Below are 14,867 nucleotides of genomic sequence, written 5' to 3'. Positions count from 1 at the left end.
ATTGAACTAACACGCAAGACATGCGTTGACACGACATCGGCGTAAAGAAGCGTTACGGCGTGGCTGCGCATCGGCACAATCGGCCGATGCGCCTTCATCCCCTGCCTTTGCTGTTGCTGCTGCTCGCCCCGTTCGTCGCCGTCGCGGCACCCGACGAGGCCGCGCTCGGCCAGGCCGCCGGCTACCCGGCGGCGCGCACATTGCGGCAGGCCTATCAGGAGCCCTTCATCGTCGGCTCGTTCAGCGCGATGGACAGCTTCAACCCGTCGTGCACGCTGGCGCCGGCCGAGGCGCCGGTCGCGCTGAAGGCCGCGCCGGCCGAGACGGCGTTCGGCTACCGCTACCAGGGCCGCCGGTGGACGCTGGACGACTACATGCAGCACCAGCGCGCGACCGGCCTGCTGGTCGTCAAGGACGGCGCGATCGTCGCCGAGCGCTACAACTACGGCCGCACGCCGGCCATGCGGATGCTGTCGAACTCGATGGCGAAGACGATCACCGCGCTGGCGGTGATGAAGGCGCTGGAAGACGGCCTGGTGAAGTCGCTCGACGACCCGGCCGAGGCCTACGCGCCCGCGCTGAAGGGCACGCTGTATGGCGGCACGCGGCTGGTCGACCTGCTGCGCATGGCGTCCGGCGCGCGCTACGTCGAGGACTACACGCCGAACGACGACCGCGCGCGCTTCAATGCCACCGCGCGCCGCGCCGGCACCGCGCAGGCGGTGCGCGAGGTCGCCGAGCGCAGCGACCCGCCGGGCCAGCGCTTCAACTACGCCGGCGCGCAGACCGAGGTGCTGGGCCTGGTGCTGCGCGGCGCGACCGGCCGCACGCTGTGCGACTACGTCGGCGAACGCCTGTGGAAGCCGATCGGCGCGCAGGCGGCGGCGAGCTGGCTGCTGAACCCGGCCGACCAGGTCGAGCTCGCGCAGGGGGGCTTCAATGCCACGCTGCACGACTACGCGCGCCTCGGAATGATGATGGCCGCCGATGGCCGGGTGAGCGGCGTCGCGGTGGTGTCGCGCGAGCACCTGCTCGACATGACCGACGCCGCGCGCCAGCCCGAGGCCTTCCGGCCCGGGCAGATGCAGCACCACGGCAGCAACTACTTCGGCTACGGCTTCCAGACCTGGCTGCTGCCGGGCCGGCAACGTCGCTTCATGCTGCTGGGCGTGTACGGCCAGGCGATCTTCGTCGACCCGGCGCTGAACCTGGTGGTCGTGCACACCGCGGTCGGCAAGGACGCCTCGGGCGACGCCAGCGGCAACCACCTCGGCGCCGAGCGCGACGCGCTGCTGCGCGGCATCGTCGCCGCTTACGGGGACTGGTAGTCGCCGCGGTCGAGCAGCGCCGCGTCTTCATGCAGCTGGCGCAGCGCCAGCAGTTCCAGCAGCCCGGGCGCCAACCGCGCGCCCGCCGGATGGGCCTGCGCCGCGGCCACGTCGGCGGCCAGTGCCTGCAGCCGTTGCGACAACGCGCGCAGCCCGGCGGCCTCGAGCCGGCGCGCCAGCGGTGCCGATTCGCCGGCCCACCCGCGCGGCAGGCGCGCCAGGCCGTGGTGCAGCAGCGTCGCCAGGTGCTGGCGCAGCGCTTCGAGCTGCTGCGTGCAGGGGTCGCTGCCCGCCGGCTGCGCGATGCCCAGCGGCAACGCGCCCAGCGCGCCGCTCGCCGCGGCGAAGTCGGGCACCAGCACGATGCCCTCGCAGCCCAGCGCCCACGGTTCCAGGCTCGGCATCCCGTGCTGCCAGCTCAGCACGCCCGCCACGTGGCGCAACGCGCCGTGCCGGCCGCTGGCCGCGGCGGCCAGCGCATCCAGCGCATGCGGCGCATGGCGCTCGTGGGAACGCTGCAGCAGCAGCGGCGCGCCCTGCGCATCGCGCAGCACCGTCACCACGCTCTGCGCGGTGGCGTCGTAGGCGGGTGGTTCGACCTCCGCCGGGCTGAACACGATGAAGCGCCGCGCCGCGTGCCGCGGCTGCAGCGCCGCCGTCGGATGCGCGAGCTGCTCGGCACGCAGCGCGGCCACGCTGTCGAAACGCACCGGCGCGCCGAGCTGCGACCAGTCGGCCGATTGCGGCAGCACGCTGTTCTGCGCGCTGCGCGCCCGTGCCAGCCGCACGCTGCCGTCCGGCCGGCGCGCGGCCTGCCGTGCCAGCAACTGCCCGCGCGCCAGCGCCTCCAGCAGCACGCCGGGTGCGAGCCGTTCGGCGGCGCGGATCGCCGCCTCGTCGGCCCGCCGCGCCTCGGGCACCTGCCACGCATGCGCCAGCACCAGGCGCGTGCCGGTGTCGATGTCGCCCATCACCAGCGTCGTGCGGCGTGCCTCGCCGTCGCGCTGCGTGCGCGCGCCCAGGCACATCAGGCGCACCCGGTCGAGCGCGGTCTCGCCGGCCTGGCCGATGCCGAGCACCGCGGCGGCATGGCCGGGCAGGCCGCCGGCGGCCAGGCGCAGGCCCAGCTCGGCCAGCAGGTCCACGCCTTGCACGGCGTCGTACAGTGCGGCGCGCTTCGCGTAGCCCTCGCTCCAGGTCTCCAGGTCGCCGAGCAGCAGCGCGAGCCAGGCCGCGTCCGCCGCGGCGATGCGTGCCGACGACAGGTCCTGCATCAGGGCCTCGCCGCCTTGCGCCGCGCCGTGCCGCACGATGGCTTCCACCAGCCGCTCGAAGGGCGCGCGGTCGACCGCCTGTGCCCGCCCGGCCGACCCGAGGCGCACCGTCAGCTGCGTGGCCGCCGCGTCCTGCGCGCGCGCGGCGCGGAACGCCCACACGCCGAGCGCCACGTGCTCGCAGGCCGCCGCGCGCACGCAGTCGCAGCGCGCGGCCTCGAGCGCGGCACCGCCCCAGTAGCGCACGGTGGCGCTCGGCAGCCGCGCGGTGTCGCAGGGCTCGCCGCCGGCGCGCTGCCGCAGCTCGATGCCGATGCCGGCCTCGCGCAGCGCCGCGGCCTCGGCCAGCAACGCGGCCGGCACGACGCGCGCGAGCGCGGCGTCATCGGCGTCCGCCACCGGCGCCGCGGCCGGCAGCGGTTCGGCCGCGGGCCCGGACGCCGATTCGCGGTAGGCCAGCGCGGCGATCACGCGGTGCCGGCACACGCCGGCCGCGTTGCAGCTGCAGCGCGCATCCTGGATCGCCACGCCGGCCGGCCAGCGGCAGGCCACGCCGTCGTCGAACGCCGCTTCCAGCAGCCCGTGTGCATCGACCGACAGCCGTGGCCGGTAGCCGCCGGCCAGCTCGCGCACTGCGCGCTTCACGATGCCGGCATTCGCCGCATGCGACAGCGCCTCGGGAGACAGGTGCAGCAGGTCGTCGCGGACGACCGCGCCCGCCGCGCTCACTTCAGCTTCTCCGCCAGCCACGCGGCCAGCTGCCCCGGCGTCATCGCGCCGACCTGCGCGCCGGCCTCGACCAGCCGGCCGGCGAGCTCCTTGTCGTAGACCGGGTCGGCGCGTTCGTCGAGCGCGGCCAGCCCGAGCACCGTGCTGCCCTGCGCCACCAGCGCGCGCACGTGGCCGATCAGCACGTGCTCCGGCATGCCTTCGTAGAAGTCGCTGACGATGACCACGATCGCGCGCCGCGGCACGCTGATGCGCTCGGCCGCATAGCCCACCGCCTTGCCGATGAAGGTGCCGCCGCCGAGCTGCACCCCCATCAGCACCTCGACCGGGTCGGTGACGCTGTCGCTCAGGTCGACCACCTCGGTGTCGAACGCGACCAGGTGCGTCTTCACGCCGGGCAGACCCCACAGGCAGGCGGCCGTCACCGCCGAATGGATCACCGAGTTCAGCATGCTGCCGCTCTGGTCGACCAGCAGGAACACCTGCCAGGGCTCGAGCACGCGCCGCGTGTTGACGTGGAACAGCGGCCGCTGGATCACCAGCCGCCCGCGCTGCACGTCGTAGTGGCGCAGGTTGCGCCGCAGCGTCTCGCGCGCGGCGAACTGGTGGGCGGCGCCCTGCAGGCTGAGCTGCTGCGGCTTGCGCGCGCCGCTGAAGGCGCGCTGCACCTCTTTCGCGAGCTTCTCGACCAGTTCGCGCACCACCTTCTCGACCAGCCGGCGCGCCATCGCCAGCACCTGCGGGTTCATCAGGTGCCTGGTGCGCAGCACCGCCTGCAGCAGCGCCGGGTTCGGCGTCGCGCGTTCCAGCACGTCGAGGTTGGTCACCACCTCGTCGATGCCGTAGCGCTCGATCGCGTCGCGCTCCAGCCGCTCGATCGTCTCCTTCGGGAACAGCTCGTGGATGCCGTTGATCCACTCCGGCACCGTCAGCTGCGAGGCCTCGCTGCCGCCGTGGCGGTCGAGCGCGTCGTCGGGATGGCGGCCGCCTTGCGACGGGTCGTCGCGGCCGTACAGCCAGGCGAGCGAGCGGTCCATCGCCGCCGCGGGGCCGCCGGCCGCGCCGAGGCTCGCGTCGGCAGCCTCGCCGAGCAGCAGGCGCCAGCGCTCGGCGGCGTCGAGTTCGGGCAGCGGCTTCGTCATGGCGGGGTGGTCGGCTGCGGATCGTGCAGCAGGCCGATCTGTTGCGCCCAGGCCAGCGCCTGCGCTTCGACGCGGCGCGCATCGAGCAGCGCCTCGGTGCCGTCGTGCAGCTTCAGCAGCCGCTGCCGCTGGCCGGCATCGAGGCCGAGCAGCCGCGCGACATGGGCCGCCAGCGCGCCGCGCTCGCGCGGCGGAAACCAGCCGAGCGCCGCGCGCAGTGCCGGCAGCGCGACCAGGAAGTCCTCGACGCCCATGCCGTCGAGTGCCGCGTGGATCGCACGCACGATGCCGTCGCCCTCGCTCGCCAGCGCCCGCGCGCACGAGAACAGGCCGTAGAGGAAATCGCCGAGCGCATCGCGCGGCGGCATTGCGCGGGTGATCGCGATGACCTCGTCGCGCGCGGCCTGCGCGTCGCCGGCGGCACCGGCCAGCGCCTCATGCTGGAACGCGACGCCGAGCGCCGCGCCGCGCAATGCCGGCGGTTTCGAGCTGCTGCGCGCGAGGCGGGCCATCGTCTGCCGCACGAAGCCGCCATCGAGCGCGGGCAGGTGCAGCCGCAGCAGCGTGTCGAACACCGCGGCCGCGCGCACGTCGGCCTCGAGTTGCTGCGGGCTGCCGGCGCCGTCGCGGCCTTCGAGCAGCCACAACAGCTGCCCGGCCATCAGCGCCAGCGTGTCTTCGAGCAGGTCGCGCGGGTCGTCGCCCCAGAAGCCGGCCTCGACGATCGCGGCCAGCGATTGCGCAGCGCGCGCGAGCGCCCCGTGGTCATGGCTCGCGCCGATGCCGTGGCGCAGTTGCTGCGCGAGCTCCTGGCCCATGTCGAGCAGGCCGGCACGGATGGCCTGCATCAGGCACTGCGTCAGCACCGCGGCATCGCCGTGCGCGTCGGCCACCCGGCGCAGCAAGGCCTGGCGTGCCGCGGATTCGAGCGTGGCGCCATGCACCGCGGCCTCGATCAGGTCGGGGTGCCAGCGCTCGGTCTGCTGCAGCCGCCAGTGCTCCTCGAAGGCCAGCTCGCGGGCCAGGCCGCGCGCGGCGCGCGGCGCCTTCGTCTCGACCAGTTGCACGCCGCCGATCTGCAGGCAGCGCAGTTGCCACAGCAGGTGGGCGCGGGGCGCGTCGTCGGCGCGGCGGCGGTCGAGCACCAGCTTCTGCGGCGTGCGTTCGATCTGCAGGTCGAGCGCAGCCAGCCGCTGGTGCACGTCGTGCAGCAAGGGCGGCAGCGGCGTGTCGCCGTGCAGGCGGCCTGCACCGTCGCCGGTCAGCGCGAGCAGCGCCTCGCGCAGCACTGGGTGATGCTGCGCGCCGAGGCGGCGGTCGTTGCTCCACGGCGCCGGGGCCTCCAGCGCTTCCTTGACGACGGCCGATTGCAGCGCGTCGAGCAGGTCGGTGCGCAGCGGCACCGGGTGCCCGCGCAACGCGGCCAGCGCGGCGGCGCTGCGCTCGAAAGCCAGCAGGTCGGCGGTCGACAGCGGCACCTGGGCCCGGCGCAGCCGCGACACCATCGCCGCGACCGCGCGGTCGCCGGCCGGGCGCGGGCCGTGCTGCCACAGCCACTGGTAGTACATCGGCGACGGCAGCCCGGCGGCATAGCCACCGAGCGCGTCGACCTGGCGGAATTCGTACGGCACCAGGTAGCAGCCGGCGGCGCGTTCGTCGGCGGGTTGTGGAACGTCGGGCTCCTCCGCCCGTTCGCCTTTCCGTTCGCCCTGAGCAGGGACTGAGCTTGTCGAAGGCCCGTGTCGAAGGAGGGGTGTCGAAGCGCGCAGGCCTTCGACAGGCTCAGTCCGAACGGGTCGTTTGTGCCGGCCCTTCGACGAGCTCAGGGCGAACGGGAGTTTTTCCAGCGCCGGCTTGTGCCAGCCGCCGCACACCACCAGCACGCGCTCGAAGCTCGAGGCCGCCCACGCGATCCACTGCGCCATGTGGGCCTCGCGCGCCTGGTCCTGCGGGGTGCCGGCTTCGTCGCCGCGCAGCTCGTCGAAGTACAGGTCGAGCCGGCGCGACAGCTCGTCCGGCGCCGCGTCGGCCGGCTGCGATTCGAACAGGTGGTCCCACAGCGCATCGTCGCCGTCGCAGCCGAAGCGGCGGCACAGGTGCTCGACCACCTGCGCGTAGCGCGGCCGCGCGTTGCGCTGCGCGGCGGTGCGGCGCTGCGCATCCGGCAGCGCGCGGTAGCGCCAGTGCGGCAGGTCCATGAAGCGCAGCGCCGCGCCCACCGCGCGGCCTTCGCGCAGCGCCACCCATTCCGGCGAGTGGTCGAGCAGCGGGAACCAGCATTGCGCCGCCTGCCCGTCCTCGTTGGCATAGCTGTACAGCGCGAGCGGCAGCTGGTGGTCGAGCAGCAGCTCGCCGAGGCGCGGGTTGAAATCGCTCGGGCCTTCGATCAGCACCGCCTGCGGCCGCTCTTGCGCGATGACCTGCGCCACCAGCCGCGCGCAGGCGGGGCTGTGGTGGCGCACGCCGACCACGCGGACGCGGCCGCTGGGCATCATTGCGGCAGCAGGTGCCGCGCCGCGTGGAACGCCTGCCAGTGCTCGCCCTTGCGGCGGCTGGCCCGCTGCTCGATGTAGCGGCGGATCTTCTTCAGGTCGTCGGCGTTGTCCTTCGCGGCCGCACCGGCCAGCGCTTCGACGATGTCGGCCGGCTGGCCGGCGTCGCCGCGCAGGTAATGCCCGCGCAGGGCGACCGCATGGGCGACGCTGACCGCCTCGGCGGTGCTGACGACGGTCGACAGCCGCTCGCCGGCGTTGCCGTCCTGGTCGAGCCCGGTGCGCAGCTCGCGGAAGGTGGTGACCAGCACCTCCAGCACGTCGTCCGACGGCTGCACCGCCAGCTGGTCGTGCGCCAGCAGCCGCGCGAGCTCGGAGCGCACCAGCGCGAGCTCCTCGTCGTAGTCGGCGATCGGGAACACCGTCTCGAACGCGAAGCGCCGCTTCAGCGCGGCCGACATCTCGTTGACGCCGCGGTCGCGGGTGTTGGCGGTGGCGATCAGGTTGAAGCCGGGCGCGGCGAACACCGCGTTGTCGTCGGCCAGTTCCGGCACCATCAGCAGCCGCTCGGAGAGGATCGACAGCAAGCTGTCCTGCACCTCCGGCGGGCAGCGGGTGATCTCTTCGAAGCGCACGATGCGGCCGTCGCGCAGCGCGCGATACAGCGGCGACGGCACCAGCGCGCGCAGGCTCGGGCCTTCGTTGAGCAGCAGCGCGTAGTTCCAGCCGTACTTGATCTGGTCTTCGGTGGTGGCGGCACTGCCCTGGATGGTCAGCGTGCTGGTGCCGCCGATGGCCGCCGCGAGCAGTTCCGACAGCAGGCTCTTCGCGGTGCCGGGCTCGCCGACCAGCAGCAGCGCGCGGTTCGACGCCAGCGTGACCATCGCGCGCTCGAGCAGGCTGGGCGCGCAGACGATCTTGCGGCAGATGCCCGGCGCGCCGCCGATGAAGCGCATCACGGCCTTCATCGACAGGCGCCAGCCGGGCGGCACCGGGCCGCTGTCGTGCTTCGCGAGCTGGGCCAGTTCGTCGGCGTAGAGCAGCTCGGCCGGCGGGCGCTGGCTGCGGAGGGCGTCGGTGCGTTCGGTCATGGCGAGGGCTGCGAGAGTGCGGGGTTCAGCAGGTCGATGTCGCGCAGCATCTCGCTGGCCGACACCGGGTCGAGTGCGTCGAACGATACCGCGTCGACGCTGCCTTCGGCCGAATGGCGCGCGAGCGTGAGCCACTCGAGCGACTGGCGCGGCTCCATCATGCCGCCGGCGACGAAGATGCCGGGGCTGAAGCGCAGCGTCACGCGCAGGCCGCCCGGCGCGTCGCGCGAATACTCGCGGACCATGCCGCCGTCTTCGGCGCCGCCGCGCTGCCAGCCTTTCTGGTCGAGGCCGATCACCGCGCCGGTCGCGACGTCGCGGTTCTCGAAGCGCTTGACCGTGGGCTGCTGCTGCTCGTGCGGCGTCAGCGCGTAGGTCTCGCGCTGCAGTTGCCTGAACGGCTGCAGGATCTCGTAGTCGCCGAACAACTGGCCGAGCTGCGCTTTCGCGGGCGCGTCGAGTTCGAGCACGTGCAGGATGCCGACCTGCGCGTCCTCGGGCAGCACCAGCGCTTCGTCCGCGGCATCCGCGAGCGTCCAGTCCTCGGCTACGCGGAAGGGCTGCGCGAGCGTGCCACCGTCGTAGGTGGCCCAGGCCAGGCGCGTCGCGAGGTGGCGCATCAGCGGGTGGGCCAGGAAGAAGCGCCGGAACTCGGGCAGCGGCCAGCGCCGGCGGTTGCGCATCGCACGCTCCAGCCGCGTGATCTCCAGGCTGGCGATCGAGCGGACGTCCTTCTTCAGCTGCTTGAAGCGATCGGCCGCCGGGCCGGCGAGCGCGGCATCGTCGCTTTTCAGTGGCTTCGGCAGGTCTTTCAGGCGCTGCCCGCGCGCGTCGCGCACGACGGGCTTCAGGCTTTCGTCGAAGCTGAGCGTGAATCGGCGCGGGCCGAAATCGAAGACGGCCGCCTCCGGTTCGTCGAGGCCGAGCGTCGGCGCGAGCCGGTCGCCGAGTTCGTCGAGCGTGAGCCCGCGCGCGTCGGCCACCGCCGAGATCATCGCGGCGGCGCGCAGCTGCACGCGCTTGTGCCGGCCCTTGGTGGCCTGCGTGTTCAGCAGCATCAGCGCCACGTCGGTGCCGATCGCGGCCAGCAGGTCGAGCGCGGATTCGGCGCGGCCGCGGGTGCCGGGCGCGCCGGCCCAGTCGTTGATGCGCGGGATCAGGCGGCGCGCCGTCTCGTCGTTGCCGAGCAGGCCCAGCGTGCGGAAGGCCCAGCCGTCCTTCGACGGCGCGCCGGCGCCGGCCCAGGCTTCATACAGGTCCCACGCGAACTCGGCCAGGCTCGCCGGCGTGCACGCGGCCTGCACGAGCGCGACGCCGGGGTAGGGCGCATCGGGCTGGCCGATCATCAGCATCCGCACCAGGTGCCCGGTGGCCGCCGTGCCCAGCGCGCCGCTGGCGTGCAGCTGCGGGCGGCGCATCGTCGCCACGTCGCAGAAGGCCGGCAGCGGTGGCATCTCGCCCGGCAGCACGTCCAGCGGGTCGGTGTCGAGCAGCGCAGTCGCGGCCCGGATCATCTCGTCGCCGTAGGCGCCGGCGGCGTCGAGCAAGGCAGTGCGCCCGCCTGGCCCGGCCTGTCCGGCCAGCCAGCGCAACAGGTGGCGCGCGTCGTCGCGCTCCGCGCTGTGCTGCGCCGAGAAGGCCGCCGGCAGCGCCTGCAGCATCGCGGTGCGGGGGAACTTCGCGATCCAGTCGATGGCGCCGGCGCGGTGCATGCGCGATTGCCGCAGCAGCTTCGCCATGCGCGGCGCCAGCAGCGGCGTGTCCATCAGCAGCGCGACGGCCGGCCACTTTCCGAGGTGCGTGGACAGCACCGCGACCATGCCGGGAATGGCCGCCACGCCGAGCCGGGCCAGCAACTGCTGGGCGTCGAGGTTCCACGGACTGAAGGTCCAGTGCTCGGGCGGTAGGCTGTTCCACTGCGCCAGCTCGTCGACCGGGTCGGGCGCCGGGCGGGGCGGCATGGCCTGCAGGCGCGCCAGCAGCTCCGGTGGCCACGCCAGCGCATCGGGCGTCGCGATGGCCGCGACCTCCAGCACCGGCAACTGCCCCGGCCGATCGGTGCGCAGCCACGGCGGCTCGCGCAGGATCGGCGGCACGGCCTCGGCCGGTGCTTCGACCGGATTCAGCGCCGCCACCACGCCCTCGAAGCGGCTGCGCAACGCGGGCTCCAGCGCCTCGAGCGCCACCGGCAGGGCCTGCGGCCACTCGTGCGCCAGCCGCAAGGCCCAGGTCTCGGCGGCCCGGCTGCGTCCGGCCATCGCCTGGCGGATCACCGTGGACAGCACGGCCACCGGATGGGTCTTCGCGAGCTTTTCCAGCGTGTCGCGCACCTTCTTGTGGTCCGACTGCGCCGCCAGCAGCGGCAGCAGGCCGGGCACCCGCATCTGCGCCGCGAGCTTCAGCGCCTGCGTGCCGAGCTTCGGGTCGCGCGAGGCCAGGCGCGTGCGGATGAACCACGCCAGCACTTCCAGCGCCGCCTCGCCGTGCAGCTTCAACTGCAGCAGCACGCCCTTCGTCAGCGTCGCGTGGTCGAGCCACGGGTGCGCCGCAGCATGCGCCAGGAAATCGGCCGGTTGCATCGCGGACCAGCCCAGCACCGCATGCCCGTAAGGTTCCCTGGCCTGCGCGGCCCGCCACTCGGCCGTCCACTCGCCGAGGTGCGCGAAGACGAAGGCGCAGGCGCGGGCGGCCGGCGAAGAACCCGTCCTTCCGCGCTGCGCCACCGCGAGCGCAGCCTCGTACCCGCGCTCGTCGGCGCAGGCGACCGTGTCTCGCAACGGCTGGAACCGTGCGAACCAGTCCGCGTAGGCCTGGGGCAGGGCTCCCCCCAGGGCCGCTTCCAGTGCGAGGGCGGGGTCCTGCGGACCCGACGGCGCGGGCGACGGCAGGTGCACGCCGCGCATCACCGGCAGCAGCGCCAGCCACTCCGGCGTCCACTGGAAGCCACCTTCGGGCCACACCAGGGTGAGCGATGCCTTCTTCACGGCAGCGGCGCCAGCAGGTCGGCATCGCGCAGCACCTCGCTCGCGACGATCGGGTCGAGCCGCTCGAACCTCACATGGCCTTGCTGGGCCCAGGTGCCGGCCTCGCGCAGCACGATCTTCGGGATGCGCTGCTTCGGCTCGTAGCTCAGGTCGCCGATCACGGTGCCGGGGTCGAGTTCGAGCTGGACCTCCAGCCCGCCGCCGACGCGCTTCGTGAACCAGCCGACCCAGCCGCCGTCCTGCGCATCGCCGCGCTCCCAGCCGCGGTTGACCAGGCCCATCACGCTGCCGGTGGCCACCGTCTTCTGCGCGAAGCGCTGCAGCTCGGTGGCCTGCAGCTCGTCGGGCGCGAGGCGGTAGGTCTCGCGGCCGAGCTGCTTGAACGGCTGCAGGATCTCGTAGTCGGCGAACACCTGGCCGAACGCCGCCTGCAGCGCGGTCGGCATCTCCAGCACGTGGACGATGCCGACGTTCGCATCGGCGGGCAGCGTGGTCTGCACGTCGTCGCCGTCGGCGAGCGTCCAGTCCTCGGCGACGCGGAAGGCGCTGGCGAGCGTGCCCGGCGAGCCGTCATACACCCCCCACACCACGCGCGCCGCCAGGTGGCGCATCAGCGGGTGCTCGAGGAAGAACAGCGTGAAGTCGGCCGCCGTCCAGCGGCGGCGCTCGACCATGCTCATCTCCAGCCGCGTCACCTGCAGGCTGGCGATCGCCTTGGCGTCCTTCTTCAACTGCTTGTAGCGGTCGGTGGCGTCGTCGGCGAGCGCCGGGTCGTCGCTCTTGACCGGCTTCGGCAGGTCTTTCAGGCGCACGCCCTGCGCGTCCTTCACGAACGGCTTCAGCGTTTCGTCGAAGCCGACGAAGAAGCGGCGCGGCCCGAAATCGAGTTCCAGCGCGCCGTGCTCGTCCAGACCCAGGTCGGGCACCAGCCGGTCGGCCAGCTCGGCGGCGCTGAAGCCGCGGGCTTCTGCCACCGCGGCGATCTTCTCCTTCGCGCGGTCCTGCAGGGCCTTGAACTTGACCTTGCCGGCGATGCCGTTCAGGTGCATCAAGGCCACGTCGCTGCCGATCGCGGCCAGCAGGTCCAGGCCGGTGACCGCGCGCTGGTGCGCCGATTCGCCGGGCCATTCGCGGATGCGCGGCGCGAGCCGCCGCGCGGTCTCGTCGTCGCCCAGCAGGCCGAGCGCGGCGAAGGCCCAGCCTTCCTTGCTCGGCGCGCCGGCGGCGATCCAGGCTTCGAACAGGTCCCAGGCGAACTCGGCCAGCGAGGCCGGCGTGCACAGTTCCTTGACGACCGTGAGGCCGGGGTAGGGCGCTTCGAGCGTGCTGATCGCGAGCATCGAGCCGAGGTGCTCGATCGCGCTGGTCGGCAAGGCCTCGCCGCCGTCGCGCAGCAGCGGGCGGCGCAGTGCCGGCGCGACGAAGAACACCGGCAGCTTCGGCATGCGCGCCGGCAGCACCAGCAGCGGGTCGGCGTCGAGCAGGGCCTGCAGCGCCTGCTGCATCGGGGCGCCATACGATTCGGCGATCTCGCCGGCGCGTGGCTGGAAGCCGTTGGCCACCAGCCAGCGCAGCCCGAACTGCGCGTTCTCGCGCAGCGTGCGGTCGGTGCCGAAGGCGAGCGGCAGCGCCTGCGCCAGTGCGGTGTCGCCATGCGCGCGCAGCCAGGCGATGGCCTGCGCCTTGGCCTTCTTCAGGTTGCGCAGCGCATGCAGCGCGATCGGCACGATCTGCGCGCTGTCGACGTCGATCGCGATCGCCAGCCCGGCCTCGGGGTACGACTGCACATAGCCGACGAAGCCCGGCAACGCGGCCTCGCCATGGCGCGCGAGGATGGCGCGGATCGGCGCGCTGGTGTCGTGGTACGAATACCAGTGCTTCGACGGGTAGCTGTTCCACAGTGCCAGTGCGGCGGGCTCGGGGAACAGCAGCACGGCCTCCGGTGTGTGGCCGTAGAAATAGGTCGCGGTGACCTTGACGTCGTCGGGCCGCAGCGGCTGGCCCGCCATCACGCGGACCTGGCCGTCGGGCGTGACCTGCATCCGGTCGAACGCATACGCCATCGGGCTCGGCGTCTGCTTCAGGTAGCCCGGGTGGATCGCATGGGCGGCATGGCGTGCGCGGGTCTCGGGCGTCCACTCGATGCGGTCGGGCGTCGCACGGGCCGCGATGTCGAGCGTCGGCAGGTCGGCGGCGCGCGCCTTGCGCAGCCACGGCGGCTCGCGCAGCAGCGGCGGGAGTTGCTCGGGCGTGGCCTCCGCGCTTTGCAATGCATCGAGCAGCGCCTGGAAGCGCTCGCGTTCGCCGTCGGCCAGCGTCGGAAGGGCTTGTGCCAGCGCAGCGGGTTCGCGCAGCGCGAGCCGCACCGCCCAGCCTTCGGCCAGCCGCGAGCGCGTGGCGAGCGCATGGCTGATCACGGATTGCAGCGTGGCGGCGGGGTAGCGCTCGGACAGCTTGTCGAGCGCGGCGCGGGCCTCCTTGCGCTCGATCAGCTCGGTCAGCAGCGCGATGCTCTGCGGCAGGCGCATGCGCAGCACCAGCGCGGTGAATTTCTCGCTGTTCTCGCGATCGTCGGCACGGCGCAGCAGGTCGGCGAGCAGCTCGAAGGCGCCGGCGCCGTGCAGGTGGATCTGCAGCAGCAGGGCGCCTTGCACCGTGTAGTAATGCAGCGCCGACTGTTTCAGGTACTGCCGCATCGCATCGGCTGGCATGACGCAGTCGCGCAGGAAGGGCCAGTCGACCGACGGGCCGTCGGCCAGTGCGGCAAGGGCCCAGTCGGTGCGGTGCGGGCACAGCACCGCGCGCAGCAGGCGATCGAGCGGCGTCGAGCCGGCCTGGCGCTCCAGCATGGCGATGACCGCATCGTGTGCGGCCTCGTCGGCCGCGGCGATGGCGTTGCGCAGCGCCTGGAACTGCGAGTCGACGACGCGACTGAGCGTGTAATCGTGAGGCTGCACGCCGCGCGCCAGGTCGAGCGCGATCTCGACCATGAACGGCATGCCGTGCAGCGCGATGCCGACGCAGGTGGTCCAGCGCAGGCCGTGGTTGCCGTAGTGGTCCCCCTGGTGCAGGATGTTCGCGTGCAGGCTCTGCGCGCACAGCTCCAGCCAAGCCTCCGGATCGGCCTGCGCGAGGTGCGCGGCCGACGTCTTCTGCGCGAAGGTGGCGGCCGTCCACGGCGACCAGGTGCGGTTCAGCTGCGTGGCGAGGTCGGCCAGCTGCTGATGGCCGTGGGAGTACTGGGTCTCGTAGACGGTGAAGGGCGAGGCCAGCAGCAGGTGACCGTCGATCGGCGTCGGCGCATGGATGCCGCGCACCACCGGCACGTCGCTGCGCAGGCCATCGTTCCACTCGAAGCCGGCGCTCGGCCATTTGATCGGCGTGGCGTCCGTGCTGGCGGCAGCAGGCTGCGGGGCCGTGGGCGTGGCTGTCGCCTTCGATGCGGGTCCTGGCGAGGCGATGGTGGATGTCGCCGCCACCGCGGCCTTCGGTGCCGCAGTCGCTGCGACCGGCGCCGCGACCGCCGCCAGCGTCGCACCGGCGGCCACGCCGATCTCGCGGTAGCCCTTGCCGGTCTTCTCCTTCACCAGCGCGTCATGCTCGGTCTGCGCTGCCGCGGCGCTCGCGAACGACTTGGTCTTGGTCTGGCCCTGGGTGCCGATGCGGCCGAAGCGCACCGTCACGTCGCCTTCGGCCACGGCCACTTCCCAGAACTTGCTCGATGTGCCCTCGACCAGCTCGAATCGCCGCATGCCCGATGTCCTCCCGTGATGGTCGCAACCAGCGGGCAACTATATCGGCGACCTGTGTCGGCGGCGGGGTTCGGT

7 protein-coding genes are annotated in these 14,867 nt (G+C 73.2%); 1 reads left to right on the top strand and 6 read right to left on the bottom strand.

What is annotated here, in order from left to right; genetic code table 11:
- Positions 1-86 precede the first annotated feature (86 nt).
- Positions 87-1,328 (top strand): serine hydrolase domain-containing protein, encoded by a 1,242-nt coding sequence (locus tag FHT26_RS09545; protein WP_168559899.1) that lies wholly within the window; start codon positions 87-89, stop codon positions 1,326-1,328.
- On the opposite strand, the gene FHT26_RS09540 is transcribed toward FHT26_RS09545, so the two are convergent.
- The 6 genes from FHT26_RS09540 to FHT26_RS09515 are packed head-to-tail and all read right to left on the bottom strand — an operon-like array spanning position 1,313 to position 14,792.
- Complete coding sequence (locus FHT26_RS09540; RefSeq protein ID WP_168559898.1) at positions 1,313-3,331, bottom strand: YehQ family protein; 2,019 nt, start codon at positions 3,329-3,331, stop codon at positions 1,313-1,315. The genes FHT26_RS09545 and FHT26_RS09540 overlap by 16 nt on opposite strands.
- Positions 3,328-4,473 (bottom strand): VWA domain-containing protein, encoded by a 1,146-nt coding sequence (locus tag FHT26_RS09535; protein WP_168559897.1) that lies wholly within the window; start codon positions 4,471-4,473, stop codon positions 3,328-3,330. The genes FHT26_RS09540 and FHT26_RS09535 overlap by 4 nt, the downstream gene beginning before the upstream one ends.
- Positions 4,470-6,965 carry a DUF5682 family protein gene (locus FHT26_RS09530; protein WP_168559896.1) on the bottom strand — a complete coding sequence of 832 codons (2,496 nt, stop codon included), beginning with the start codon at positions 6,963-6,965 and terminating at the stop codon, positions 4,470-4,472. The genes FHT26_RS09535 and FHT26_RS09530 overlap by 4 nt, the downstream gene beginning before the upstream one ends.
- Positions 6,965-8,056 (bottom strand): ATP-binding protein, encoded by a 1,092-nt coding sequence (locus FHT26_RS09525; protein WP_168559895.1) that lies wholly within the window; start codon positions 8,054-8,056, stop codon positions 6,965-6,967. Before FHT26_RS09525 ends, FHT26_RS09530 begins: the two co-directional genes overlap by 1 nt.
- Complete coding sequence (locus FHT26_RS30475; protein WP_168559894.1) at positions 8,053-11,040, bottom strand: DUF4132 domain-containing protein; 2,988 nt, start codon at positions 11,038-11,040, stop codon at positions 8,053-8,055. The genes FHT26_RS09525 and FHT26_RS30475 overlap by 4 nt, the downstream gene beginning before the upstream one ends.
- Positions 11,037-14,792 (bottom strand): DUF4132 domain-containing protein, encoded by a 3,756-nt coding sequence (locus tag FHT26_RS09515; RefSeq protein WP_168559893.1) that lies wholly within the window; start codon positions 14,790-14,792, stop codon positions 11,037-11,039. Before FHT26_RS09515 ends, FHT26_RS30475 begins: the two co-directional genes overlap by 4 nt.
- Positions 14,793-14,867 lie beyond the last annotated feature (75 nt).

This window comes from Rhizobacter sp. SG703 (genome assembly GCF_012275445.1).
In the GTDB taxonomy this organism is placed as follows: Bacteria; Pseudomonadota; Gammaproteobacteria; order Burkholderiales; family Burkholderiaceae_C; genus Rhizobacter.
This window is presented reverse-complemented; position numbering and strand designations above follow the sequence as displayed.

Excerpts from the sequence above, each read along its gene's own strand:
- FHT26_RS09515 (WP_168559893.1), bottom strand. The coding sequence starts at position 14,792 with ATGCGGCGATTCGAGCTGGTCGAGGGCACATCGAGCAAGTTCTGGGAA.
- FHT26_RS09545 (WP_168559899.1), top strand. The coding sequence starts at position 87 with ATGCGCCTTCATCCCCTGCCTTTGCTGTTGCTGCTGCTCGCCCCGTTC.
- FHT26_RS09535 (WP_168559897.1), bottom strand. The coding sequence starts at position 4,473 with ATGACGAAGCCGCTGCCCGAACTCGACGCCGCCGAGCGCTGGCGCCTG.
- FHT26_RS09525 (WP_168559895.1), bottom strand. The coding sequence starts at position 8,056 with ATGACCGAACGCACCGACGCCCTCCGCAGCCAGCGCCCGCCGGCCGAG.
- FHT26_RS09530 (WP_168559896.1), bottom strand. The coding sequence starts at position 6,965 with ATGCCCAGCGGCCGCGTCCGCGTGGTCGGCGTGCGCCACCACAGCCCC.